The 25,253-nt window shown below is 75.6% G+C and carries 23 protein-coding genes; 11 read left to right on the top strand and 12 right to left on the bottom strand.

What is annotated here, in order from left to right:
* Positions 1-6: 6 nt before the first annotated feature.
* The 3 genes from lanKC to ACFVSN_RS13225 all read right to left on the bottom strand — a co-directional run bounded on the left by lanKC (position 7) and on the right by ACFVSN_RS13225 (position 4,182).
* The gene (lanKC, locus tag ACFVSN_RS13235; protein WP_387955013.1) at positions 7-2,514 is read right to left on the bottom strand and encodes a class III lanthionine synthetase LanKC; all 2,508 of its coding nucleotides are present in this window, start codon (positions 2,512-2,514) and stop codon (positions 7-9) included.
* Positions 2,515-2,537: 23 nt separating this feature from the next.
* The gene (locus tag ACFVSN_RS13230) at positions 2,538-3,773 is read right to left on the bottom strand and encodes an MFS transporter (RefSeq protein WP_387955011.1); all 1,236 of its coding nucleotides are present in this window, start codon (positions 3,771-3,773) and stop codon (positions 2,538-2,540) included.
* Positions 3,774-3,906: 133 nt separating this feature from the next.
* A complete protein-coding gene (locus ACFVSN_RS13225; protein WP_380443017.1) occupies positions 3,907-4,182 on the bottom strand; it encodes a hypothetical protein in 276 nt (91 codons plus the stop codon).
* Positions 4,183-4,556: 374 nt separating this feature from the next.
* Here ACFVSN_RS13225 and ACFVSN_RS13220 point away from each other — a divergent pair, with 374 nt between their 5' ends.
* The 3 genes from ACFVSN_RS13220 to ACFVSN_RS13210 are packed head-to-tail and all read left to right on the top strand — an operon-like array spanning position 4,557 to position 9,089.
* Positions 4,557-7,697 (top strand): adenylate/guanylate cyclase domain-containing protein, encoded by a 3,141-nt coding sequence (locus ACFVSN_RS13220; RefSeq protein ID WP_387955008.1) that lies wholly within the window; start codon positions 4,557-4,559, stop codon positions 7,695-7,697.
* Positions 7,694-8,548 (top strand): S8 family serine peptidase, encoded by an 855-nt coding sequence (locus tag ACFVSN_RS13215; protein WP_387955006.1) that lies wholly within the window; start codon positions 7,694-7,696, stop codon positions 8,546-8,548. Before ACFVSN_RS13220 ends, ACFVSN_RS13215 begins: the two co-directional genes overlap by 4 nt.
* The gene (locus ACFVSN_RS13210) at positions 8,532-9,089 is read left to right on the top strand and encodes a GAF domain-containing protein (protein WP_387598643.1); all 558 of its coding nucleotides are present in this window, start codon (positions 8,532-8,534) and stop codon (positions 9,087-9,089) included. The genes ACFVSN_RS13215 and ACFVSN_RS13210 overlap by 17 nt, the downstream gene beginning before the upstream one ends.
* Positions 9,090-9,096: 7 nt before the next feature.
* Here ACFVSN_RS13210 and ACFVSN_RS13205 read toward each other — a convergent pair whose 3' ends face one another.
* On the bottom strand, positions 9,097-9,363 hold the full coding sequence (locus ACFVSN_RS13205) for a hypothetical protein (RefSeq protein ID WP_380443009.1): 267 nt from the start codon (positions 9,361-9,363) through the stop codon (positions 9,097-9,099).
* Between the two features lie 5 nt (positions 9,364-9,368).
* A complete protein-coding gene (locus tag ACFVSN_RS13200) occupies positions 9,369-10,253 on the bottom strand; it encodes a virginiamycin B lyase (RefSeq protein ID WP_387955004.1) in 885 nt (294 codons plus the stop codon).
* Positions 10,254-10,360: 107 nt separating this feature from the next.
* On the opposite strand from ACFVSN_RS13200, the gene ACFVSN_RS13195 reads away from it, so the two are divergent.
* On the top strand, positions 10,361-10,933 hold the full coding sequence (locus tag ACFVSN_RS13195) for a hypothetical protein (protein ID WP_387955002.1): 573 nt from the start codon (positions 10,361-10,363) through the stop codon (positions 10,931-10,933).
* Here ACFVSN_RS13195 and ACFVSN_RS13190 read toward each other — a convergent pair.
* From ACFVSN_RS13190 to ACFVSN_RS13165, 6 genes are all read right to left on the bottom strand, one after another.
* A complete protein-coding gene (locus ACFVSN_RS13190) occupies positions 10,924-12,042 on the bottom strand; it encodes an AI-2E family transporter (RefSeq protein ID WP_387955000.1) in 1,119 nt (372 codons plus the stop codon). The genes ACFVSN_RS13195 and ACFVSN_RS13190 overlap by 10 nt on opposite strands.
* Positions 12,043-12,202: 160 nt before the next feature.
* Positions 12,203-13,282 carry a winged helix DNA-binding domain-containing protein gene (locus tag ACFVSN_RS13185; RefSeq protein WP_387954998.1) on the bottom strand — a complete coding sequence of 360 codons (1,080 nt, stop codon included), beginning with the start codon at positions 13,280-13,282 and terminating at the stop codon, positions 12,203-12,205.
* Positions 13,279-14,004: a glycerophosphodiester phosphodiesterase gene (locus ACFVSN_RS13180; protein ID WP_380502111.1), complete on the bottom strand. Its 726-nt coding sequence runs from the start codon at positions 14,002-14,004 to the stop codon at positions 13,279-13,281. The genes ACFVSN_RS13185 and ACFVSN_RS13180 overlap by 4 nt, the downstream gene beginning before the upstream one ends.
* Complete coding sequence (locus ACFVSN_RS13175; protein WP_380442995.1) at positions 14,001-14,447, bottom strand: hypothetical protein; 447 nt, start codon at positions 14,445-14,447, stop codon at positions 14,001-14,003. The genes ACFVSN_RS13180 and ACFVSN_RS13175 overlap by 4 nt, the downstream gene beginning before the upstream one ends.
* Before the next feature lie 88 nt (positions 14,448-14,535).
* Entirely contained in the window at positions 14,536-14,952 is a 417-nt protein-coding gene (locus ACFVSN_RS13170; RefSeq protein WP_329929323.1) for a TOBE domain-containing protein, read from the bottom strand.
* A gap of 130 nt (positions 14,953-15,082) precedes the next feature.
* On the bottom strand, positions 15,083-16,297 hold the full coding sequence (locus tag ACFVSN_RS13165) for an ROK family transcriptional regulator (RefSeq protein WP_387954995.1): 1,215 nt from the start codon (positions 16,295-16,297) through the stop codon (positions 15,083-15,085).
* Between the two features lie 134 nt (positions 16,298-16,431).
* On the opposite strand from ACFVSN_RS13165, the gene ACFVSN_RS13160 reads away from it, so the two are divergent.
* The 7 genes from ACFVSN_RS13160 (at position 16,432) to ACFVSN_RS13130 (ending at position 22,594) form a co-directional block, all read left to right on the top strand.
* Entirely contained in the window at positions 16,432-17,661 is a 1,230-nt protein-coding gene (locus ACFVSN_RS13160) for an MFS transporter (protein ID WP_387954993.1), read from the top strand.
* 98 nt (positions 17,662-17,759) lie between these two features.
* Entirely contained in the window at positions 17,760-18,311 is a 552-nt protein-coding gene (locus tag ACFVSN_RS13155; RefSeq protein ID WP_387954991.1) for an RICIN domain-containing protein, read from the top strand.
* A gap of 18 nt (positions 18,312-18,329) precedes the next feature.
* Positions 18,330-19,034, top strand: coding sequence for a TVP38/TMEM64 family protein (locus ACFVSN_RS13150; RefSeq protein ID WP_380442987.1), 705 nt, complete (start codon positions 18,330-18,332; stop codon positions 19,032-19,034).
* Positions 19,035-19,092: 58 nt separating this feature from the next.
* Positions 19,093-19,608, top strand: a complete 516-nt coding sequence (locus tag ACFVSN_RS13145) for a DinB family protein (RefSeq protein WP_380442985.1) — start codon at positions 19,093-19,095, stop codon at positions 19,606-19,608.
* 271 nt (positions 19,609-19,879) lie between these two features.
* Positions 19,880-20,272: a cell division protein SepF gene (locus ACFVSN_RS13140; RefSeq protein ID WP_359961994.1), complete on the top strand. Its 393-nt coding sequence runs from the start codon at positions 19,880-19,882 to the stop codon at positions 20,270-20,272.
* Between the two features lie 145 nt (positions 20,273-20,417).
* Positions 20,418-21,017: a TetR/AcrR family transcriptional regulator gene (locus tag ACFVSN_RS13135; protein ID WP_380442983.1), complete on the top strand. Its 600-nt coding sequence runs from the start codon at positions 20,418-20,420 to the stop codon at positions 21,015-21,017.
* Positions 21,014-22,594 carry an MFS transporter gene (locus ACFVSN_RS13130; protein ID WP_387597552.1) on the top strand — a complete coding sequence of 527 codons (1,581 nt, stop codon included), beginning with the start codon at positions 21,014-21,016 and terminating at the stop codon, positions 22,592-22,594. Before ACFVSN_RS13135 ends, ACFVSN_RS13130 begins: the two co-directional genes overlap by 4 nt.
* A gap of 80 nt (positions 22,595-22,674) precedes the next feature.
* Here ACFVSN_RS13130 and ACFVSN_RS13125 read toward each other — a convergent pair whose 3' ends face one another.
* Positions 22,675-25,143, bottom strand: coding sequence for a SpoIIE family protein phosphatase (locus ACFVSN_RS13125; RefSeq protein ID WP_387597555.1), 2,469 nt, complete (start codon positions 25,141-25,143; stop codon positions 22,675-22,677).
* Positions 25,144-25,253: the final 110 nt, after the last annotated feature.

Genomic DNA, 25,253 nt, shown 5'->3' with positions numbered 1-25,253 from the left:
CCCGGATCACCCCGCCGTCAGCGCGTCCAGCAGCCCCTTGCCCCCGATCTCGTGCAGCGCCAGCAGCACCCCCGCCGCCCCCGTGTGGAGGTCGGCCGAGAAGCGCCGCAGCCGCATGCCCGGCACGAGCAGCCCCTCCGGCCGCGCCACGAGGTGCCACTCCAGGTTCCGCACCTGTCCGAGCACGGCGTCCCGCACGGCCGTCCCGCCCAGCGCGTCCAGCGCCAGCAGCAGGCCCGCACGCCCGCGGAACAGCCCCGGCTCCCGGACGAACCCGGGCGCGCACACCCGCCGGACGCCCGCCAGGAACCCGTCCCAGCCCTCGTCCCCGAGCGCCGCGTACTCCTGCGCGACGAGGGCGATCCCGCTGCTCCCGCGGTCGAGGTACGCCAGGTGCCGCCCGCCGTCGAGTACCTGCACCGACCCGTCCGGTGCGGTCACGCACTGCGCCCGGGCCCGCGCGAGCGCCGCCTGGCCGGACGCCAACAGCCACTTCTCGCCCGTGCGTTGGTAGAGCCGTAGCTGGACGAAGGCGATCCCGGCCCAGCCGTACAGCAGCCCGGCCCCGGCCGGCGCGGCCAGCCCCGGCACGTACTCTCCCCGGACGACCGCCGCCAGCGCCCGCCCGTCCTCGACGGCGTCCGCCAACTCCCGTGCGCTGCCCAGCGCGTCGGCGAGCCGCAGCCGGGCGAGCGCCGCCCCGGCCCGGCCCCCGAACAGCGCGGCGGTCGGCGCCGGCGCCTCCCCGCGCACCCGCTCCACGGCCTCGGCGGCCTCCGCCGCCCGCCCGACCCGTGCGAGCACCGCCGCCGCACCGAGCGGCCCGTCGAAGAGCCCGCCGCCACAAGGCCGTCCGACCCGGCGCAGGGCCGCGACCAGCCAGTCCGCGTAGTCGTCGAGGTGCGGGGCGCCGACGCGGTGCAGCGCGTGGAGGACGCCGGCGGCGCCGTGTGCGAAGCCCGTCCCGCCGTCCGCGAAGCCGGCCGGGTCGCCGGGGAAGAGTCGGTCCGGGCGGTCCGGTGTCGCGCCGGCATGGATCCCGGCGATCAACTCCCCGGCGACACCGTCGAATTCCGGGCCTTCGAGCGGCGACCGGTCGACCACCCCAGTCGTGGCCGCACCCGGCCGGGCCGGCCCCGCCTCCGCCCCGAGTCCGAACCACTCCCGGGCCCGCCGCTCCAACCCGGCCAGCTTGCCCGGGTCCAGGTCGGCCAGCTCCGTCAGCGGCATCAGCATGAACAGCCAAGTGGCCCACAGCATGTAGCGGTCCGCGTCGGCCCCGCCCAGCCCGGCGGGCGCGTGCAGCCCGCCCGCGCCCGCCCGCGGCACGCGCGAACTCCCCAGCTCGTCCGCGTACTCGAAGTCGACGAGCACCACCGAACCGTCCGGCCGCAGCACGACGTTGGCCGGGTGCAGGTCCCCGTACCGGACGCCGCGCCCGTGCACCGCGTCGAGCGCCGCCGCCAGCCCGGCCGCCACGCCGTCCACCCACGCCGCGTACGCCGCCAGCTCCGACGGGCCGCAGTCCTGGTGCACCAGCGGGTACCGCCGGATCACCTCGCCGAACAACTGGACGCCCTCGACGTGCTCCTGAACCAGGAAGGTGTGCTCCCACACCTCCCGCACCCCGTGCAGCCGGGGCACGCAGTCCAGCCCCGCCAGCCGCTCCAGCGCCCACCGCTCGCGGCGCAGCCGGGTGACGGCGTCGTCCCCGGCCGCGTCCAGCCCGGCGTGCGGGCGCGCCTCGCGCAGCACCACGCGCTCACCGCTCTCCCGGTGCTCGGCCAGGTAGATCCCGCCCGCGCTGGAGAACTGGAGCACCTCCCGGACGGTGTACGGGAACGCGCCGACCGCCGCCTCCCGCGCCGCCAGGTGCGGCCGCAGTGCCGCGGGCAGCGTGACCCACGACGGCACCCGGAACACCGGGTCGCGCCGGTCCGGCACCAGCTCGCCGGACGGGTCGCGCAGCGCGGGGACGGCTCGCCCGTTCCCGTCCCGGCACCACAGCTCGACGAACGCGCCGTAGCGCGCGTACACGGGCGCCGTGCCGATCCGCAGGTCGGTGAGCACGTACGGGCCGCGCCGCCCGTCCAGTAGCGCGCTCAACTCCCGTGCGAGGAGCAGGAACTCGTCCTCGTCGCGCGGGTACACCGTGACGAACTTGCCGCTGCTCCCCCGCCCCATGTACTTCCCGGAGACGACCAGGAGCGCGTCCGCGCTGCGCAGGAACTTGAACGCCACCCGGCGCTCCAGGCACACCCGCGCGACGTCGGCCAGCGTCGCCTCCGCCTCCTCCGGCACCGCCGACACGTGGATCTTCCAGCCCTGCTCCGGCAGCCGCCCGCCCTCGGGCCGCAACGCCGTCCAGAGCCCGCGCTCCTCGCGGCGCCACCCGGCGGGCGGCGCGCCGAGCGCGAGCCGGTAGCGGGTGGCGCGGTCGCGCAGGCGGCCGGGGGTGTCGTAGTACGTCCGGTCGGCGAGGCAGTACAGCTGGGTCTCCTGGACGCCGGCCACAAGCAGCTCCTTCGTCGGATCCGTCAGGCGGTCTGGAGTTGCGGCCCGCGCCGGACGGGTGGCGCCCAGGTGACCACGGCCGCGCACAGCGCGATGGCGAGTGCCAGCACGGCGAAGGTCCGGGTGCCGCCCAGCGCGCCCAGCAGGGCGCCGCCGGCCAGCGGGCCGAAGGGCTGGACGAGTGTGGACAGGAAGCCGGCCGCGCTCTGCACCCGGCCGATCCGGTCCTTCGGCGCGGCGAGCAGCATGCCGGAGACGAACCCGATGCTGGCGATCGTCGACAGGCACATGCAGGCCGCGCAGAGCAGGCCGATCAGCGCCGGTGCCCGCGTGACGACCAGTACCCCGGCGGTCAGCGCGGCGGCCCAGCAACTGACCGCGACCAGGCCGCCGTCGCGCGCCCGCCCGTCCAGCCGCGGCGCGAGCAGCGCCCCGGCGAAGGCCCCGGCGGCGGTGAACGACACCACGGTGCCGCCGCCGAGGCCGGACCGTCCGCCGTCGGAGGCGACGGCGAGCGTGGTGAACATCAGCGCGCTGAACGCGAAGTTCATCCCGAGCCCGAAGATCAGCAGCAGCGTGCGCAAGTACGGCTGCCGCCAGATGAAGGCGATCCCGGCGGTCAACTCGCCCCGGCCGAAGACCGATCCGGCCTTCTTCTCGGGGTGGGACCGGGTCCGCATCAGCGCCACGCAGACGGTCGACAGCAGCAGTCCTACGCCCTCCGCGACGAAGGGCAGCACCGGGTGCCAGGCGAACAGGGCGCCGCCCCCGAGCGGCCCGACCAGCCGGGCGGCGGCCCCCCGCGCCTGCATCCGGGCGGACGCGGCGCGGGCCTGCTCGGGCGGCACGACCGCGCGCAACAGGCCGCCGGCGGCGGGACCGTACGTACTGGCGATGAGTGCCCCGGCGGCGGCGACGAGCAGCACCAGCGGCAGCGGCGCGTGCCCGCGCAGGACGGCGAGCACCAGGGCGGTGACGGCGAGCAGGCTGCCGACGTCGCACAGCCGCATCAGCCGGCGCCGCTCGATCCGGTCGGCGAGCACGCCGCCGGGCAGCATGCTCAGCAGCAGCGCGCCGATGGACACGGTGCCGATCGCCCCCGCCCGCGCGGCCGATCCGGTCTCCCGCAGCACGAGCAACGGCAGCGCGATCGAGGCGAGTTGGGCGCCGAGCGAGGCGAGCAGGCCGCCGATCCAGAGCAGCCGGAAGTCGCGGTTGCCGGCCAGCGACGTGGGCTCCGGTGACGTGGGCTCCGGCAACGTGGGCTCCGGTGACGTGGCTTCCATGGCCACCCTTCGCAGCAGGGACGGGGTTCCTCGGGCCACGGCACTGGCCCGGCCGGGGGCGGTGGTGCGCCCGCCCCCGCCGCGGGCGTCGCCGGGTTCCGCGCGGTCAGGCGGAGGTCTCGGCGCCGTGCACGTAGCTGATCAGGCTGAAGCAGGCGCCGTCGGAGGCCTCGTGCAGCATCTTCATCGCCTGGAGGTCGAGGACGTTGGCGGCGTGCGCCTCGACCTCGGCCTCCTCGCTCCCGTCGACGCCCTCGGCGCCGTCCCAGCCGTCCTCGCCGTGCGCCTCGACCTCGGAGCCCTCGGCCCAGCCGGCGCCCTCGGTGCCCTCCCAGCCGTCCCAGCCGTCCTCGCCGACAACCGGCTCGATGTTCTCGGCCATGGCCGATCCCCTCTCTCGGAACGAGTACCTTGTCCGACGGCCGGATCGCCGCCGCGGCACCGACGGTAGGCACCCGCACCTCGGGCGGGCTTCGGAATCGGCATACGGGCGGTATGGCCGCAGCTCGGCGCCCCGCCGAGGGCTCCCGCGCCGCCCCGCCCACGGCCGTCGCGCCGCCCGAACCCCTCCCCACCTGCGGCCATACCACCCGCGAGGCGCCTGCGAACCGGGCTCTAAGCCCCGCCCGAAAACCTGGGCGTGCACCCGCCTTTCCGCACTCCACTCCCGCACCCCTCTCGCACCCCGCCCCCGCACCCCGCTCCCGCGCCCCGCTCCCGCACCCAGTCGCGAAGGACCAGCGAAGGACTGCCACCATGCCCTGCCCACTCTGCGCCCAACTCGCCACCACCAACGACCAGTTCTGCCCCTCCTGCGGCACCCCCCGGGCCGCCGCCCTCGACCTGGCCGGCGAGGAGCGCAAGCTGGTCACGGTGGTCTTCTGCGACCTGGTCGACTCCACCGCCCTCTCCGGCGCACTCGACCCCGAGACGCTCCGCGAGGTGATCCTGCGCTACTTCGACCAGATGCACCGTCAGATCGAGGCACACGGCGGCACGGTGGAGAAGTTCATCGGCGACGCGGTGATGGCCGTCTTCGGCGTCCCGGTGATCCGCGAGGACGACGCCCACCGGGCACTGGCCGCCGCGCTCGCCATGCTGGAGGACCTCGCGGACCTCAACACCGAGCTGGACGCCACCCTGGGCGTGCGCCTGGACGTCCGGATCGGCGTCAACACCGGCCAGGTGGTGGCCGGTTCGGACGCGTCCGCGCGCCAGGCGCTGATCTCCGGGGAGACCGTCAACATCGCCGCCCGCCTGCAGACCCGGGCCGCCCCCGGCCAGGTGCTGATCGGCCCGCAGACGCTGCGCGCGGCCGGCCCGGCCGCCCAGGTGCACGAGGTCGGCCCGCTCCAGCTCAAGGGCAAGGCCGAGCCGGTCACCGCCTACCGCCTGGTCGGCCTGGACGAGGACGACCCGGAGCTGCTGCGCCGCTTCGACGTCCCGCTGGTCGGCCGCACCCGCGAACTCGCCCGCCTCGACGCCGCGCTGGCCCGGGTGGCCGGCGGCGAGGGCGCCGAGCTGCTGGTGGTGCACGGCGAGGCCGGGATCGGCAAGACCCGCCTGGTGCGCGAGTGGCTGGAGCGGACGGGGCGGCGCACCGCCCGCTGCGGCACCGGCCGCTGCCGCAGCTACGGCGAGCGGAGCACGCTGGCCCCGCTCGCGGAGGCGCTCCGCGCCCTGCTGGACGAGCCGGGGGCCGGCGCGCCCGCCGAGGCGCTCGCCCGGCTGGAGGAGGCCACCGCCGCCGGGCTCGGCCCCGAGCAGGCCTGCGCCCGCCTCGCCGCGATCCTGCGCGGGCGCACCGTCGAGCGCCCGGCCGTGCTGGTCCTGGACGACTGCCAATGGGCCGGCCCCGCCCTGCTGGACGCCGCCGAACGGCTGGTCGCCGCGCTCGGCCCGGCACCGGTCCTGCTGCTCTGCCTGGCCCGCCCCGAACTCCCGGCCTCCCGGCCCGAGTTGCCCGACCTCGCGGTCGGCGGCCTGTCCTGGGACGAATCCGCCCTGCTGGCCGCCCAGTTGACCGAGCTCACCGCCCACCAGGACACCGTCCCCACCCGCCTGCTGGAACGCGCCGAGGGCAACCCGCTGCACCTGGAGGAGCTGCTGGCCGCCCTCACCGAGGCCGAAGGGCCCGCCCTCGCCGACGAACTCCCGCCCACCGGACGGGCGCTGCTCAGCGCCCAGATCGCCGACCTGGACCGCGACGAGCGCACCACGCTGGACCTCGGCGCCGTCCTCGGCCGCGCGTTCACCGCCGCCGAACTCGCCCGGCTCGCCCGCGGCGGCAGCGACCAGGACGCCTTCGCCGACCCCGAGGACGACGTCTTCACCGGCCCGATCGACGGCCTGCCCGGCCTGCCGGGCCCGCCCGCCGACGGCGAGGACACCCCGCCCCGCCTGCACGCCGCGCTCACCCGGCTCGCCGAGCGCCGCCTGGTCGAACCCGCCGACGGCGGCTACCGCTTCGGCAGCGGCCTCGTCCAGGAGTCCGTCTACCAGTCGATGTCCAAGCGGGCCCGCGCCGAGCGCCACGAGCGCGCCGCCGACCTGCCCGGCGTCCGCGCCGCGGGCGACGCCGCCGTCGGCGGCCACCTGGAGGCCGCCCACCGCTTCCGGCTCGAACTCGGCCTGCTCGACGCCCGCACCGACACCCTGCGCACCCGGGCCGCCGCCGCGCTCGGCGCCGCGGGCGCCCGCGCCCTCGACCGGGCCGACCTCGCCGCCGCCACCGACCTGCTGGAGCGCTCCGTCCGGCTGCACTACCCGAACGAGCGCACCGCGGGCCCGGTGCTGCGCCGCCTCGGCGAGGCCCGCCTCGCCACCGGCCGCGCCGACGAGGCCCTGCCCGTCCTCGCCCAGGTCCGCGACTCCGCCGCCGACCCGCTGGACGCCGCCCACGCCCGGCTCGTCCTGGCCGCCCGCGGCCTGCCGCCCGGCCCCGACCAGCCCGCCGCCACCGCCCGCGCCGTCCTGCCCGTCTTCACCGACGCCGGGGACGACCTCGGCCGGGCCCGCGCCCTGCTGCGCCTCGGCGAGGAGCACCTGCGGGCCGGCCGGGCCGGCGCCGCCGAGCGCCTGCTGGACGAGGCCCTCGGCCACGTCTCGCGCACCGGCGCCGAGCTGGACCGCGCCGCCGTCCTCGGCACCCTGGCCGAGGCCCTGCTGGCGGGTCCGGAGCCCGTGCCCAACGCCGTCTTCCGGCTGCGCGCCCTGCTGTCCGAGCATGGCACCGGCCGCCGGACCGTCCGGGTCGCCCTCGGCGGGCCGCTCGCCGTCCTGCTGGCCATGCGCGACCGGCCCGGCGAGGCCGAGCTCCTGCTGGCCGAGGCCAACGGCCTGGCGGGCGAGCTCTCGCTGGCCGACGCGACGGTCACGCTGCCCGCCCTGACGGCCCGCGCCGCCGCGGCCACCGGCCAGGGGGCCCAGGCCATCGACCTGCTCGCCGACGCCGCCGAGGCCGCCCGCCGGCTCGGCACGCCCGGCGCGCTGCCGCGCCTGGCCCTCGACAGCGCCCGCGTCCTGCTGGACACCGAGCGCCCCGCCCAGGCCGCCCGCCACCTCGACGGCCTCGAAGACCCCGACGGCACCGCCGGCCCGGCCCCGCTGCCGTCCGTCCTCGCCATCGAGCGGGACGCGCTGCGCGGCCGGCTCCTCGCCACCCGCGGCGAGCGCGGCCCGGCGCTCGACCTGACCGCGGCCGCCGTCCGCGCCGCCGAGGCCACCGACTCCCTGCTCCTCCAGGCCGACACCGCGCTCGACCGGGCGCACGCCCTCCTGCTGCTCGACCGGCCCGCCGAGGCCGCCGTCGCCGCGGCCGCCGCGCGGGACCACTACGCCGCCAAGGGCCACCAGCCGGGCGTCCGGCGGGCCGAGCGCCTCGGCGGCGCGCGGTGAGCGCGGCGGGCCTGACCTGGAGCCTGCGCGGACGGGGCGCCGCCGACCTCCCGGTCCTCGCCGACCAGGGCACCCCGGCGGACGGGGCCGACGGCGGGGGGACGGGCAAGGGCGTGCGCGTGTGCGTCGTCGACTCCGGCGTCGAGCCCGACCACCCGCTGGTCGGCCCGCTGGACGGCGCCTGGGCCGTCGTCAGGGACCCGGCGACCCGCGAGCTCGTCGTCCGCCCGGACCGCACCGGCGACACCTGCGGCCACGGCACCGCGTGCGCCGGCATCATCCGCCGCACCGCCCCGGACTGCGGGCTCTACAGCGTCCGGGTGCTCGGCGAGCGCTTCACCGGCACCGGCGACATGCTGCTCACCGGTCTGCGCTGGGCGGTCGAGCAGGGCTTCGACGTGATCAACCTCAGCCTCTCCACCACCCGGACCCGCTTCCTGGAGGAGCTGCACGCCCTCGCCGACGACGCCTACTTCGCCCGCACCGCGATCGTCGCCTCCGCCCACAACACCCCGGTGGAGAGCTTCCCCTGGCGGTTCTCCTCGGTCATCTCGGTCGGCAGCCACCAGGAGGACGAGCCGGCCCGTCACCTGTACAACCCGGCGCCGCCGGTCGAGTTCTTCGCCCCCGGCCAGAACGTCCGGGTGCCGTGGCTCGGCGGCGCGAGCATCCGCACCACCGGCAACAGCTTCGCCACCCCGTACGTCGCCGGGCTGTGCGCCCGGCTGCTGTCCCGGCAGCCGCGGCTGACCACCTTCCAGCTGAAGAGCGCGCTCTACCTCACCGCGGCCAACGTCCGGCCCGTCCCGTCCACGCCCACCCCGGAGGCGCCCGATGACACTCAGCACTGACCCCGCCGTCGACCCGCTCGCCCGCGAGCTGCTGCAGTCCGTGGTGGACGTGGCCCGCGCGATCTTCGGCGCCGAGGCGGGCTCGGTCTGCCTGCTCGACGAGGCGGCGGGCGAGCTGGTCTTCCAGGCCGTGTCCGGCCGCGGCGAGGAGTCCCTGGTGGGCCGCCGGTTCCCGGCCGGCGCGGGGATCGCGGGCTGGGTGGCCGCCTCCGGCGAGCCGATGGTGGTCGACGACCTGGCCGCCAACCGCACCTTCGACCGCGACTTCGCCGAGTCCACGGCTTACGTGCCGAACGCGCTGATGGCGGCCCCGCTCACGCACGGCAGCCGGGTGCTCGGGGTCCTGGAGGTGCTCGACCCGGCCCCGCAGGCCCGCGCGAGCCTGCCCGAGCTGGACCTCCTCGCGCTGTTCGCCCGCCAGGCCGCCGCCGCCCTGCGCGTCCTGACCGAACGCGCCCCGGCGCCGGTGCCCGCCCCGGACCGGACGGTCGCACTCGGCCTGCTCGCCGACCTGGAGAACCTGCTGCGGCGTCAGCCCTGACCGCCCCTCAGCCCTGAACGTCGAGCCGCCGCATGCGCAGCCGGTAGACGGTGGGGTGGAGGAGCCGCCCGCACAGCATGTCCGTGACGACCTCGGCGTCCGGCGGGAGCCCGTCCTGGTGCAGGCGCTGCACAAAGGCCTTGAGCTCCTGGTGGTCCTCGGTGCTGAACAGCACCTCCCACGGACCGGCGGCGGCCTCGACCGCCGCCCGCGCCTCACTCTGGCGGCGCAGCTCCTCGTCCTGCTTGCGCCGCCGGTTCCGTTGCCCCGGCACGCGGATCAGCCCGCCAGCCGGACGAGTTCGCCGCGCTCCAGCGCCGCGTGCACCGCGCCGTCCGGCCCGACCGCGATGCCGTGCGGCTCGGGCGAAGGACCGGGCAGCGGGTACGCGTCGTAGCGGCCGTCCGGGTCGAGCACGCCGATCCGCCCGGCGCCCCACTCGGTGAACCAGAGCCGGCCGGCGGCGTCGGCCGCGATCGCGTGCGGCCGGGCCGCCCGGTCGGGCAGCGGGTGCTCGGTGACCTCGCCGTCCACGGTGACGCGCCCGACCAGCCCGCCGCCGATGCCGACGTACCGGAGCGCGCCGTCCGAGCCCGCCGTGATGCCAACCGGCGCGGTGCCGACCGGCAGCCGGTGCACGACGACCTCGCCGTCGACGCCGACCCGGGCGACGGCGTCCGCCTGGTTGAGCGTGCACCAGAGCGCGCCGTCCGGGCCCGCCGTGATCATCGACGGGAAGGCGCCCGCGAGCGGCAGCGGAAACTCCGTCACGTCGCCGTCCACGGTGATCCGTCCGATCCGGTCGGCGTTCATCTCGGTGAACCAGAGCGCGCCGTCCGGCCCGGCGGCGATCCCATACGGTCCGGCCTCCGCCGTCGGCACGGCGTACGAGGCCTGCCGCCCGTCGGCCCCGATCCGCCCGATCCGGTGATCACGCATCCGGGTGAACCACAGCGCCCCGTCCGGCCCCGGGGTGATCACCGCCGGCCCGCATCCGCCCGCCCCGAGCCCGTACCGCGTGACCGTCCCGTCCGGCGCCAGCCGTCCGATCTCCCCCGCGTGCACGAGCGTGAACCACACGCCTCCGTCCGCCCCCACCGCGACGCCGTACGGGCCGTCCTCCGGACCCGCGACCTCGAACCGTTCCGTCACGCGCTGCGTCATCCACGCCCCCTCGTTCACTATTGCGACTTCCGTCGCATTAACATCCTCGCACCTCCCGCCCGCCCCCGGCAACCGGATTGTCGGTGGCACCCCCTACGGTGTGCCGCATGGGGATCTATCTGGTCGACATCGGCTCCGACGACTGGGCCGACGAGGACGCCTACGCGCCGATCGCGCAGGAGCTCGCCGAGGAGCTCGCCGAGGAGCTCGCCGAGCTCGGGCTGCCGCCGTACACGTGCCCGCCGGAGCCGGCGGACGGCACGGGCGAGCGGTTCGACGTGAAGATCAACGTGCCGATGGACAGCTTCGGACGCCTCTGCCGTGCGCACGACGTGTCCGGCGAACTGCTGGACTGGGAGGTGCTGATACCCGTCGACCTCGACGAGGAGATCGAGCTGCCCGCCGAGTCCGCCTACACCGACACCACCCGGGTGGCCGGCGCCCCCGCGGCCCTCGCCGCCGCCCGGCACCTGGCCGAGGTCCTCGGCCTGCCCCCGGGCATCCCCGCGACCTCCGAGAACCTCTTCCTCAACAGCTGGTTCGCCGACCGGGCGCAGGCCGCCGCCGCGCTCCACCCGGGGCCCTGGACGGAGGACCTCGACGCCGCCTTCCACGTCACCGTCCACCTCCGCGCCGCCGAGTTCGTCCTGCGCACCGGCCGGCCCGTCACCTACTCCTGACCGCCGGCACCCTCCGCCGCGCGCCGCGCCCCGCGGGGGCCGGGCACGCCGCGCAGGACGGAGACGATGCCCGCGCCCGCCGCGCACAGCGGCACCGCGAGCAGCGCCCCGAGGATCCCGGCGACCCCGGAGCCGGCCACCACCGCGACCATGATGGTGGCCGGGTGCAGCTCCACCGTCCGGCTCTGGATGACGGGCTGGAGGATGTTGCCCTCGATCATCTGCACCGTCAGCACCACCCCGAGCGCCCACAGCGCCGTCCCGAGCCCGCCGTCCGCGAGCGCCACCAGCACCGCCACCGTCCCGGACAGGAACGCCCCGACGAACGGGATGTAGGCGCCCATGAACACGAGCGCGCCCAGCCCCGGCGCGCCCGGCACCCCCAGGGCCACCAGGCCGACCGTGATGAAGCCCGCGTCGATCAGCGCGATCAGCGTCGTGCCGCGCATGAACCCCGCCATCGCGTCGAACGCCCGCTCCGCGCAGGCGACCACGGTGTCGCCGCCGCGCCCCGGCAGGTAGGAGCGGATCGAGTCGCCGGTGCGGTGGCCGTCCCGCAGGAAGAAGAACACCAGGGCCAGCGCCAGCACCCCGCCGGTGAGCAGCTGGGTGAGCAGCCCGAGCCCGGAGAGCACGCCGCTGGTGAGCGTGGAGACGAGCGAGTTCGTCTCGCCCTTCGCATTGTCGAGCGCGTGCTGGATCTTCTCGCCGAACGGCCCCAGCCAGTCCGCGATCCGGTGGCCGGCACGCTGGAGCGAGGTGGCGATCTGCGGGGCGCTGTGCACCAGTGAGTTGACCAGCAGCGCGATCACCCCGCCGACGGCCGCGACCAGCACGACGCACGTCAGGGCGGCCGCCAGGCTGCGCCCCACGCCCCGCCGCACCAGCCACGGCACCACCGGATACAGCAGTGACGCCCCGAGCAGCGCCAGCACGAACGGCACGGTCGCCGCCCGCAGCTCGACCAGCGCGAAGACCACCAGCGAGGCGACCGCGATCAGCAGGATGACCGCCACCGACCACGCCGCCGCCCGCCGCATCGCGGGCGGCAGCATCAGGTACGGCCTGCGGTGGTCCGGCGCACCGCCGGACGGGGGCTCCACGGACACGGGACCTCCGGGTCGTCACATCAGTGCGAACCGACCCATCCCATCAGACGATCAGCCGAATTGCCCGTTTTATACCCTTTTGAAGCTCACCGCTCGGCGCCCTCTACTGGGCGTCCTCGTACTGCACGTCCTCTACTGCACGTCCTCTACTGGGCGTCCACTACCGGGCGTCCTCGAAGCGAACGGACCCGGCACCGCCCCCGAAGGCCGCCACCCGCTTCGCCTCGGCCTCCGCCGCCTGCCGGTCGGCGCGCCGCAGCGGCGCGAACGGGCGGACGACGACGTCCTGCCCGGCCGTCAGCTGCCACGTCCCGGCGACGACGCCGTCCACGAGGAGGGTGGGGTGCACGAGCCCGTTCTGCGTCATGACGCGGCCCTTGTGCTCGTCGGCCAGTACCCGGGTGCGGTCGGCGTGGGAGAGCAGCAGGTTGTCGAAGGGCGCGAGGAGCCGGACGGGCGCCGGGGTGTCCGGGCCCGGCCGGGGCGCGTCCGGGAGGTCGTAGAGCACGCGGCCATGCTCGTCGCGGTCGGTGAACAACCGCGGGGCGAGCCCCTTGAGCACCGGCCCGAGCCGGCTGAGGCCGCACCACTTCTGCAGGTCGGCGGCGGTGGCGGGGCCGAAGGCGGCGAGGTAGCGCAGAGCGAGGTCGTCGAGCGAGGGTGCGGGGTCGAGCGGGCGGCCGAGCCAGGCCTCGGCGGTGGTGTGGGCGGCGGGGCCGCCGCGGCCCCAGATCCCGCGCGGCGGCACCTGGACGAGCGGCAGGAGGCAGCGCGCCGCCTGGGCGAGCGCGGCCGGGTCGCGGTCGGGGCGGGTGGCGGCGAGCAGCCCGCCGAGCTCCTGGAAGGTGCGGGGCCGCTCCTCGACCAGCTCCCTGGCCTCGGCGCCCAGCGCGGCGAGGTCGAGCCCGGCGAGCCGCTCGCCGTAGGTGGTGCGCAGCGCCTGGTCGAGCACGGGCTGGAGAACCGGGCGCAGCGTCAGGCAGTCCTCGGCGGTGACGAGGTGGATGGTGCCGCGCTGGAGCGCGGTCCGGACGACGGCGCGCTCCTCGATCAGTGTGGTGAGCTGCCCGGGCTCGAAGCCGTCGATCCGGGAGAGCAGGCCGAGGTAGGGCGGCTGCGGCGCGGCCTGGGCCTGGAGGCCGCCGAGGTGGCGGACCACCGCGGCGGGCTCCGGGCGGGAGCGGTCGAGCAGGTGCTGGCGGGCCAGCACCGCGCGGCCGAGGGACCTCGGACCGATCACCGGCGGCCGTCCAGGACCGAGCGCAGCACGTCGATCCGGTTGGTGGTGATGGAGTCGACGCCGGTGTCGCGCAGCCGGCGCATGGTGCGGCGCAGGTCGGCGGTCCAGGTGGAGACGGCCAGGCCGACGTCCCGCGCGGCGGCGGTGAACTCCGGCGTGACGAGCCCGAACGGCGGGTTGAGGTAGCGCGGGCGCAGGTCGTCGAGCAGGGCGCGGACGGGCAGCCGGGGCTGCTTCCAGGTGAGCGCGATCTCGGCGCCGGGGGCGACGGCGCGCACGGCGAGCATCGCGGTGGCCGGGCCGCAGAAGGCGACCAGCTCCTCGGCGCCGAGGCCGGTGACGACGGACCAGGTGGCGGCGGCCGGCCCGGGCTCGTCGAGGTCGACGAGCAGCCGGCGGCCCTCGGGGGCGGCGGCCACGGCCTTGATCGCCTCGGCGAGGGTCGGTACGGCGAGCGGGCCGCGGCGCAGCTCGTCGAGCTGGTCGAGGGTGACGCGCCCGATGTCCCTGGGGTCGTCCCAGAGGCGCTCCAGGGTGCGGTCGTGGAGGAGGACGGGCACCTTGTCCCGGGTGAGCTGGACGTCCACCTCGACGGCGTCGGCGCCGCGGGCGAGCGCGGACTCGACGGAGGCGAGGGTGTTCTCGCGGAAGCGGTACGGGTCGCCGCGGTGGGCGACGGCGAGGACGGGCCTACGGTCGGCGGGGGTACGGGCGGCGGTCATCGAATCTGCCCAGCGATCCAAGGGGTGAGGTCCGGCAGGCCGACGCCCTCGCGGTAGGTCGGCTCGCCGGGGACGGTGACGGTCATGGTGGTCGACGGCGGGAAGGTGCGGGCCTTGACCTGCACCAGGCCGCCCCACACCGAGTTCAGGAACGCCGGGACGCTGTCGCGCTGGACGTCGAAGGCGATGCCCTCGACGCTCACGACCGCCTCGTCGTGCGTGAACAGGCGGACGGTGACGGCCGGGCGGCCGTCGAACTCCAGCAGCGCCTCGTGCGGAATGGCGTCGAGCTCGCCGCCCGGGCCGCCGGCGCCGACCAGTCCGGCGAAGGTCCGGTCGCGGCCGATGTCGTGCTGGGCGCGGGCGGTGCGGCCGTGCCGGCCGGCGACGGCCTCGATCGCGAGCACGGCGCTCTGGGTGGTCGGCAGGTGCGGGTGGGTCATCCCGGTCGGGGCCTCTCGTTCGGCTCGGGCTGCTCTGCGAATGGCTGGGGGCTGGCTGGGACTGGGTGCGACGGACGGGTCGGCGGCGTCAGCGGCGTTCGATCATCACGTTGGTCGACTTGATGACGGCCGTGGCGGGCGCGCCGGGCACCAGGTTCAGCTCCTCCGCCGACTCCCGGCTGATCAGCGAGACCACCCGGAACGGCCCGGCCTGCACCTCCACCTGGGCGGCCACGTCGCCGAGCACGACGTCGGTGACGATCCCGGGGAAGCGGTTGCGCGCGGAGGACGGCCTGCCCTCCGCCTCGGCGTTCTCCGGCCGGGCCAACTCGCGGGCGAAGGCCGCCAGTTCGGCGCCGGGGATGATCCGGTGGCCGTGCTCGTCCCGCTCGGCGGCGACCCGCCCGGCGTCCACCCAGCGCCGCATGGTGTCGGCGCTGACGCCGAGCAGCGACGCGGCCTCGCCGATGCGGTACGGGTTGACCGGCAGGTCGGGCTGGCCCATGTGCGACTCCTGATGGTGGTTCGGGAACGGGCGCGCGCGGGGCGCATCGCCGCCATCCTGCCGTACCGGTGCCCCGGCCCGCGAAGCGGCGCAGGTCCTCGGCGCCACGGCTCGACGCTGCGGCTCGGCGCTACGGCTCGCCGAAGAGGTCCCGCCGGGCCGCGTCCCCGGCGGTCAGGACGGCCCCGGCCAGCACCGCGCCACCGCCCGCGGTACCGGCCCGCACCTCGGTGCGCAGCGGGGACAGCGCGGCGAGCCGGCGCTCGACCCGCGCGGCGAGTTCGGGGCCGCCGGCCCGGCCGATCTCGCCGCCGAGGACGACGCAGCCGGGGTCGAGGACGACGCAGACGCTGGCCGCGCCGAGGGCGATCCGCTCGGCGAGCTCGTCCAGGAACGCCCGGCCCGGCCCGTCAACGGCGTCGAGGTCGCCGAGGTCGTCGAGGTCGTCGAGCGCCGCGCGGACGGCGGCCTCGGCGGCGGCCGCGTCCCCGGCCGGGTCGGCGGGCAGGCCGTGGGCGCGGGCGAGCTCGCAGATGGCGGCGCTGCCGACGAGCCCGTGGAAGCCGCCCTCGCAGCTGGCGGCGCTGGGCAGGCCGGCGGTCCCGGGGACGGGCAGGAAGCAGATCTCGCCGGTGCCGCCGGAGAAGCCGCGGCGCAGCCGCCCGTCGAGGACGACGGCCGCGCCGACGCTGTGGCCGAGCCACATCAGCACGAAGGTGTCCCGGTCGCGGGCGGCCCCGACCCGGTACTCGGCCCGGCCGGCCAGGTTGACCTCGTTCTCCAGGATCACCTCGGTGCCGGGCAACTCGCGTAGGGCGGCGAGGAGTTCGCCGTGCCAGGCGGGTAGCGCCCCGGTACTCTGGAGGCGCCCGGTGGCCGGGTCGACCAGGCCGGGCGCGCCGACGGCGACGGTGTGCAGCCGCTCGACCCCGACCCCGTGCGCGACGTCGAGCAGCGTCCGGACGATCCGGTCGGCGGTGCCGGGGGTGCCGCCGCCGTCGACCGGGACCTCGGCGGAGGCGAGGGTGCGCCCGGCCAGGTCGGCGACGACGAGGCTGACGCCGCCGGAGCGGACGTCGAAGGCGGCGAGGTGGGCCCGTGAGGCGACCAGTGCGTAGACCCGGGCGTTGGGACCGCGGCGCTGCTCGCCGCGCTCGCCGACGACGGCGACCAGGCCGGTGCGCTGGAGGCGGTCCAGCAGGTCGGCGACGGTGGGGCGGGACAGGCCGGTGAGGCCCCGCAGCTCGGTGGCCGTGAGGGGGCCCTGTTCGAGCAGCAGGTTGAGCGCCAGCCGGTCGTTGATCGCCCGGGCGGTGCTCGGCGTGGCCGTACGCACGGTGGTCATGGACGCTCATCCTTCCAGAGTGTTTCTATCAGGGTCCCTTCCTGATAATTTATCGCCCGCCGCAGCAAACTGCCGCCGCCGCAACCCGCCGCCGGACGGCCGATCCGCCGCGTGCGACCGGGAGGGAACCCCACATGACCACGACCGCACCACTGGACCCGCTCCCTGCGCCCCGGCGGGCCAGGGCGAGCATCGCCCTGGTGTTCGCCGTGCACGGCGCCGTCACGGGCACCTTCGTCAGCCGGATCCCGTGGATCCAGCACCGCCTCGACCTCTCCCCCGGCCAGCTCGGGCTCGCCCTGGTGATGCCCGCCGTCGGCTCGTTCCTCGCGATGCCGCTGGCCAGCCGGTTCGTCCACCGCTACGGCGGGCGGGCCGCCGTGCGCGGGCTCATCTCGCTGTGGTGCCTGGCGCTGGCCCTGCCCGCGCTCGCGCCGTCGCTGCCCGTCCTGTGCGCGGCCCTGTTCGTCTACGGCGCGACCTCGGGCATGTCCGACGTCGCGATGAACGCGCAGGGCGTGGAGATCGAGGAGCGCCTCGGCCGCTCGATCATGTCCGGCCTGCACGGGATGTGGAGCGCGGGCGGGCTGCTGGCCTCCGGCTTCGGCATCCTCGCCGCCCACCTCGACCTCGACGCCCGCCTCCAGCTGGCCGTCACCACCCTCGTGCTGCTGGCCCTCGCCCAGGCCGTCTGCCGGGGCCTGCCCGACCTGCGGGCACCGGAGGAGGCCGAGGCGCCGCCGCGGTTCGCGCTGCCGCCGCGCAGCTCGCTGGTGATCGGGCTGGTCGGCTTCTGCGCCGTGTTCGCCGAGGGCGCCTCGATGGACTGGAGCGGCGTCTACCTGCGCGACGTCACCGGCGCCTCGGCCACCGTCGCCGCGGTCTCCTACTCCGCGTTCGCGCTCACCATGGCCGTCAGCCGGCTGGCCGGGGACGCGGTGATCCGCCGCCTCGGCGCCGTCCGGGCGACCCGCCTCGGCGGTGCCACCGCGACGGCGGGCGGCGTGCTCGTCGTGCTGGCCGACGAACCGGCCCTCGCGATCCCGGGCTTCGCGCTGATCGGCGTCGGCATCGCGGTCATCGTCCCGCTGGCCTTCGCGGCGGCCGGGCGCAGCGGCCCCAACCCCAGCCAGGCCATCGCGGGCGTCGCCACCGTCACCTACACCTCGGGCCTGATCGCCCCGGCCGTCGTCGGCGGGCTCGCCCAGGCCACCTCGCTGACCGTCTCCTTCGTCCTCGTCACCGCGCTCGCCCTCGCCCTGGTGCCGAGCGCCGGGGCACTGCGCCGCAGCGAACGGAACGCACCCGACGGCCCGTCCAGCGGCGTGAGCGCCCCGGCGGGCAACGACCTCTCGACGCTCTGACCCGACGGGCACCCCCGCGTCTTCCCCCGGATCGGCGCACAACTTTTCCGCGCCGGGCGCGGTCGAACACTCCAACGTCGACCACGGGGAGCGCACCGATGACCCATCGCACGAGACTCGCGACGGCCGCCGCCGTCCTCGCCCTCACCGGAGGGTCGGTGCTGGCCGCACCGACCGCCGGTGCCGCCACCGCGACGACCGCCACCGACTTCGGGCCCGCCGAGATCCGCACCGGGATGTACGCGGGCCAGAACGACCTGTGCCTGGAGGTCGCCGACTGGCGCACCGACGACGGCGCCCCGGTCCGGATCTGGACCTGCACCGGCGGCGACAACCAGAAGTGGACCCAGACCGCCCACGGCTGGATCAACCTGCACAGCGGCAAGTGCCTGGAGGTCCCCGCCTTCAGCACCACCCCGGGCACCCAGGCCGGCCAGTGGACCTGCAACGGCGGCAGCAACCAGCAGTGGAGCGACCCGCCGGTCAGCCACGCCGGCACCCCCCGCCACATCGTCAACGCCAACAGCGGGCTCAGCCTGGACGTCGCCGGCGGCGTGATCGCCGACGGCACCCCGGTCATCCAGTGGGACTTCCACGCCGGGGACAACCAGTTCTGGCACTACAGCCCCGAAAAGGATCCTTACGCATAGGAGAGCTAGGCTCGGGCGGTGCACGCACCAGACGCAGCCCCCGCACCGCCCGAGCCCGCACCGCGTTCGCCGTGGTGGCGCTTCGCGCTGCTCGTCCTGATCCTCGGCGCCGCCGCCGGGTCGCTGCTGCTGTGGAGCCCGACGGCGTTCCTGCGCGGCGGGCTGCCCGCCGGGGTGCCCGGGTACTGGCTCGCGCCGGCCTTCGTCACGGTCTACGCCCTCGGCACGCTCGCCTTCCTGCCCCGCCCGGCCCTCAACGCCGCCGCCGGGCTGCTGCTCGGCATCCAGCAGGGCACCCTGCTCGCCGTCCTCGGCACCACCCTCGGCGCGGCGGCGGCGTTCGGCCTCGGCCGGGCCCTCGGCCGGGACGCGCTGCGCCCCTTCCTGCGCGGGAAGATGCTGACCGCCCTGGACCGCCGCTTCACCGACCAGAGCTTCCGCAGCGTCCTGCTGCTGCGCCTGATGCCCGGCCTGCCGTTCCAGGCCGGCAACTACGGCGCCGCGTTCTCCGGCACGCGCTTCGTGCCGTACGTCCTGGCCACCGCCATCGGCGTCGTACCGACCACCGCGGTGTACGTGACGGCCGCGGCCAGCGCACGCCGGCCCGGCTCGGTGTCGTTCCTGCTGTCGGCGGGCGTGATCGGGGTGTTCGGCCTGGTGACCCTGGTCTCGCTCTGGCGGGCCGCCGTCGCCCGCCGCCGCGCCGCCGCCACCACCGCCTGAGCCGGATACGCGCTTATTCGCTCGCGATCCACCCCCGCCCGGCGCCACCATGGCGGCCATGACCAACCTCACGCCGCGGGTCGACCCGCCCATGTCCGCCGACGAGACCACCATGCTGACGGCCTGGCTGGACTTCCACCGCAGCACGCTCGCCCTCAAGTGCGAGGGCCTCACCGACGACCAGCTGCGCACGCGTTCCGTCCCGCCGTCCGGCCTGTCCCTGCTCGGCCTCGTGCGGCACATGGCCGAGGTCGAGCAGCACTGGTTCCAGGGCATCCTGCTGGGCGCGGACGTCAGCACCGGCCACTACTGGACCCCGGAGAACGAGGACGGCGACTTCGACGACGTCGCCACCGCGGACGTCGCCGCCGACTTCGCCACCTGGCACGCCGAGGTCGACGCCGCCCGCCGCGCGATCGCCGGCCTCCCGCTCGACACGGTGGGCAAACGGCAGCGCCGGGACGCGGACGTGACGCTCCGCTGGATCCTCGTCCACATGATCGAGGAGTACGCGCGGCACAACGGTCACGCGGATTTTCTGCGCGAGCTGCTGGACGGCAGGACCGGGGAGTGAAATCGTTTCCGCATTGTTGACAGAAGGTCAATTACGCGGTGACCACGACCGATAAGGTCTACGCGCGCAACCGTACGCAAGCCACCCGCGTCGATGTTGGTGCCCGGGTCCGCCCGGGTTTCCGGCGCGGCACGACTCGTACGGGGGGCGCGAGCGGGCACGGGACCGGTGAACAGTGCGATACTCGGACAGTTCCGACGAGTGGATGACGTGTCAAAAAGGGCACGCGCACCCGGGGGGACGCGGCCGGGACGAGGCAGGGAGGCGCGGCATGGGAGCACTTCGCGACGAGCACCACAACGGGTGGCTGATGCCCTCGGGGCACTACCCGGCCGCCGTGTACGACGACGAGTGGAGCGAACGGGACACCGTGCCCGCGATGCCGTCGCCGGCCAAGATCGTCTCACTGCGGCCGACCGGATTCGAGGCCGCCCGCACCGTCGGCGAGCACATCCGGGCCAGCACTCCGGTGGTCATGGACCTCACCGAGATGGAGGAGGCCGAGGCCAAGCGGATGGTCGACTTCGCCTCCGGGCTGATCTTCGGCACCCAGGGCGGCATCGAGCGGATCGCCCGCCGGGTCTTCCTGCTCACCCCGGCCGACGTCGAGGTCATGGTGATCGACCGCCCGCTCGACGACACCGGGTTCTACAACCAGAGCTGAGCTCCCGAGGGAGCGGCACGAGGACCGGGGACGGCAACCGCCGTCCCCGGTTTTTTGCTGCCCGGCCGCCGGCCCCACACGCCCCACCTGAGGCGACCAATCCTATTTTGAGACATCCATGTCTCACTTGAGCTACACTCGAAGCATGGCCACCGATCGCGACACCGTCCTCGAAGCCGCCGTCAGCGTGCTCTCCCGCCGCCCGACCGCCCACCTGGACGAGATCGCGCGCGCCGCCGGCATCAGCCGCGCCACGCTGCACCGGCTGTTCCCCGGCCGCGAGGCCCTGATCCGCGAGGTCGGCCTGCTCAGCCTGCAGCGCTTCGCCACCGCGCTGGACACCGCCACCGCCGGGGAGGGCGACGCCGAGGCCGCGGTACGCCGCCTGGTCGAGGTCGCCGTCCCCGACGCCATGCTCTGCGCCTTTCTGGCCGGCGAGAACCAGCTCTACGACGACGAGAACATCAACGCCCTCTGGGAGACCCAGACCGAACGGCTGCACGCGCTGTTCCTGCGCGGACAGCACCAGGGCGTCTTCCGGATCGAGCTGTCCGCCGCCTGGCTCAGCGAGGCGTTCTTCGACCTCGTCGCCGGCGTCGGCTGGGCCATCCAGGACGGCCGGCTCGCCCCGCGCGACGCCGCGTTCTCGATCACCGAGCTCTTCCTCGGCGGCGCCCTGCGCCGACCCTCGTCCCCCGCTCCCACCTCCTCTTCGGCCCGCTCAACGGAAACCGATACACCATGAGCAGCACCGTCCTGACCACTCCGAGCCTGACGAACCCGACCCCGAGCCGCCGCTGGAGCGGCCTCGCCGTCCTCGTCCTCGCCGTCACCCTGGTCGCCGTCGACGCGACCGTCCTCTCCCTCGCCATCCCCTCCATCAGCGAGACGCTGCGCCCCAGCGGCACCCAGCTGCTCTGGATCGGCGACGCCTACTCCTTCGTCCTCGCCGGCCTGCTGGTCAGCATGGGCGCGCTGAGCGACCGGATCGGCCGCAAGAAGCTGCTGCTGGTCGGCTCCACCGCGTTCGGCGCCGCCTCGCTGCTCGCCGCGTACGCGCCCGGGCCCGGCTGGCTGATCCTGGCCCGCGTCCTGCTCGGCGTGGCCGGGGCGACGATCATGCCGTCCACCCTCTCGCTGATCCGCAGCCTCTTCCCGGACGACCGGGAGCGGGCCACCGCGATCGGCATCTGGGGCGCCGCCGCGGCCGCGGGCGCCGCGCTCGGGCCGGTGGTCGGCGGCGTGCTGCTGGAGCACTTCTGGTGGGGCTCGGTGTTCCTGCTCAACATCCCCGTGCTGCTCCTGCTGCTGGGCTTCGGCGCCTGGCTGCTGCCCGAGTCCAGGGACCCGAAGCCGGGCCGCTGGGACGTGCTGAGCGTCCTGCTGTCACTGGCCGGTGTGATCGGCGTCGTCTACGCGGTCAAGGAGGCCGCCGCGAACGGCGTGACGCGCTGGGACGTGCCGCTCGCCGGCCTCGTGGGCGCCGCCGCGCTGACCGTCTTCGTCCGCCGCCAGCTCCGGCTGGACACCCCGCTGCTGGACGTCCGGCTGTTCCGCGACCGCCGGTTCACCGCCGCCGTGCTGGCCTCGCTGATCTCACTGATCGGTCTGTCCGGCGTGGTCTTCGTGACCTCGCAGTACCTCCAGCTGGTCCGCGGCTACGAGCCGCTGCAGGCGGGCCTCGCCGAACTGCCGGCCTTCGCCGGCTCGGTGGCGGGCGGTCTGCTGACCGCCCGGCTGGTCCGGCGCACCGGCGCCCGGGCCGCGCTGACGTTCTGTCTGCTGGCGATGGGCTTCGGCGTCGGTGTGCTCGGCTGGCTCCAGCAGGACACCACGTACCTGGTGCTGGCCGCCTCGTTCCTGCTGGTCGGGACGGCCGAAGGGGTGGTCTACACGCTCGGCGCCGACCTCGTGCTGAGCGCCGCGCCGGCCGACAAGGCCGGGGCCGCCTCCGCGGTGTCGGAGACGGCGTACGAGCTGGGCACCGCGCTCGGCATCGCGCTGGTCGGCTCGGTGGTCGGCTCGCTCTACGCGAGCGGGCTGTCCGTCCCGCAGGGCGCGGACCCGGCCGCCGCCGCCCGGGCCGGCGAGTCGCTCGGCGGGGCCGTCGAGGCGGCCCACGGGCTGCCCCAGGCCCTCGGCGAGCCGCTGCTGGCGAGCGCGAAGCACGCGTTCGTCCACGGGATGAACGTCGCGGGCATCGCGTCGGCCGTGCTGCTGATCGGCGCCGCCGCGATGGCCTGGCGCCTGCTGCGCGGGCTCTCCGCCCCGGCGGCCGAGCCGACGGAGGTCCGGCCGGCGCCCGAGAAGGTGGATGCCTAAACGGTTCTGCAGCGAAACGGTTCTGCTCCTAAGCGGTTGGGCGGCCCCGCACCCTGTTCCCGGGTGCGGGGCCGCCGCCGTCAGTGGCTCGCCCTGAAGGGCAGTTCCAGCTCGGCCCAGACCACCTTGCCGTCCCTGGTCAGCCGGCTGCCCCAGCGCTGGGCGAGCTCGCTGACCAGGAACATGCCGCGCCCTCCCTCGTCCTGCTCGGCGAAGGGGCGCAGCTGCGGGGTCTGGCCGCCGGCGTCGGAGACCTCGACGGTGAGCACGCGGTCGCGGAACAGCCGCAGCCTCCGCGGGGCGTCGGCGTGCAGGAGGGCGTTCGTGACGAGCTCGCTGACCAGCAGTTCGGCGTAGTCGGCGAGCGGGGTCAGGCCCCAGCGTTCCAGGGTCGCGCGGGTGAAGCGGCGGGCCTTGCCGGGCAGGCGGCCGCCGCCGGTGAGCGGGAGGGTGGCGATCCGGTCGGCGGGCAGCGGCAGCACCCGGGCCATGATCATCGCGATGTCGTCGTCGGTGCCGTCGGTGACGAGGGCACCGAGCACGGCGTCGCAGGTCTGCTCCAGGGTGCGGCCGGGCTCGGCGAGGGTGCGGGCGAGCAGGTCGATGCCCTTGTCGATGTCCTGGCCGCGGCGCTCGACCAGGCCGTCGGTGTAGAGGGCGACCATGCCGCCCTCCGGGAGGGTGAATTCGATCGACTCGAAGGCCACGCCGCCGACGCCGAGCGGCACGCCGGGCGGGAGGTCGACCCGGCGGGCGAGCCCGTCGGGGCCGACCCACACCGGCGGCAGGTGGCCGGCCGAGGCCACCTGGACGGTGCGCTCCAGCGGGTCGTAGACCGCGCAGATGCAGGTGGCGAACTGGCCCTCGCCGATTCCGTGCGCGGTCTCGTCCAGTCGGGTGAGGACCTGCTCGGGCGGCATGTCGAGGGTGGCGAGGGTGCGGGCGACGGTGCGCAGCTGGCCCATCGTGGCGGCGGCCCGGATGCCGTGGCCCATCACGTCGCCGACCACCAGGGCCACCCGGCCGCAGGACAGCGGCACGACGTCGAACCAGTCGCCGCCGACCTCGCTGACGACGCTGCTGGGCAGATAGCGGTAGGCGATCTCCAGGCCGAGGGTGCGGTGGATCTCCTGCGGCAGGAGGCTGCGCTGGAGGGTGAGCGCCGTCTCGCGCTCGCGCCGGTAGAGCCGGGCGTTGTCGAGCGCGAGGGCGGTGCGGGCGACGAGCTCCTCGGCGAGGGCGACGTCCGCGTCGGTGAACGGCTCGGGGTTGCGCATCCGGATGAACTCGGAGCCTCCGAGGACCATGCCGCGGGCCGAGATCGGCACCATCAGGTACGAGTGGATGCCCGCCGCGATGCCGGGGGCGACGCGCTCCTCGCTGGCGACCAGGCCGCGCAGGACCTCCTCGTCCACGTGGGCGCGCAGCAGCGGCTTCCCGCTGCGCAGGCACTGGGTGTAGCTGCGGTGGGGGGCGTACTCGGAGGTCTCGCCGACGGCGTCCACGGCGTGCGTGAGGCCGGACTCGTAGGACTCGCCGACGGCGACGGCCCGCAGCTTGATCGGGCGGTCGGCGGGGATCGCGGTGGGCTCGGCACCGCGCAGCACCGGTTCCAGGAGGTCGACGGTGGCGAAGTCGGCGAACCGGGGGACGACGGCCTCGATCAGCTCCTCGGCGGTGCGCTGGAGGTCGAGGGTGGTGCCGATCCGGGCGGTGGCCTCGGCGATGGTGGCGAGACGTTCCTGCGCGCGGGAGGCGCGGGCCTCGGCCTGGAAGCGCTCGGTGACGTCGATGATCGAGGAGGCGACGCCGAAGACCCGGCCGGTGGAGTCCTCCAGGCGGAAGTAGGAGGCGGACCACGCGTGGTCGCGCCTCGGGTCCCCGGGGACGCGGCCGTGCGAGCGGGCGTCCACGACGGGCTTGCCGGTCCTGAGCACCTGTCTCATGGTCTGCTCGATCTCGGCGGTGTTGATGCCGGGCAGGACGGCGGATATCCGGCGGCCGAGGTGGGCGGCGGCCGGGACGCCGTTCATCCGGGCGAGCGCCTCGTTGATCCGCACGTAGCGCAGCTGGGTGTCGTACACGGCCATGCCGATCGGCGAGCGGCCGAAGATGCCGTCGAGGACGGCGAGGTCGGCCTCGATCTCGTGGATGGCGCCGGTGTCGGAGGCGGTGGCGAGCAGGAGGAGGGTGCCGCCCGGGCCGGCGATCGGGTAGGTGCGGAACTCCAGCTCGACCCGGTGGCCGTCGCGGTGGCGCACCGGGAAGACGAAGGAGGTGCCGGTGCCGTCCATGATCCGCTGGAAGATCGCGAGCACCTCGCCGCGGTCGCGCTCGTCGGTGAGCAGCCGGGCGGCGTAGCTGCCGACGGCCTCGTCGGCGGTGAAGCCGAGCAGGGCCTCGGCGTCCTCGCTCCAGTGCAGGATGAGGCCGTCGCCCTGGACCAGGACGGTGGCGAGCGGGACCAGTCGGTGGCCCTCGGGACGTGCGGGGGCGGCACCCGGTGCGGGGCCGGCGGCGTCGGTCGCGTCCCACTCGTGTCCGTGCATGATCAGGCAGCACCCCGGTTCGGCTCGTGCCCGGCCGGGTGGGCCTCGCGGTCGGTGCCGGCCGGGATTCTTCTCCAGACTGCACGGACATCGGCCGCCCGGCGACCCCT

The sequence above is a fragment of the Kitasatospora sp. NPDC057904 genome (genome assembly GCF_042887925.1).
In the GTDB taxonomy this organism is placed as follows: Bacteria; Actinomycetota; Actinomycetes; order Streptomycetales; family Streptomycetaceae; genus Kitasatospora.
The sequence above is the reverse complement of the archived record's forward strand: the minus strand, read 5'-3'. Positions and strand labels throughout refer to the sequence as shown.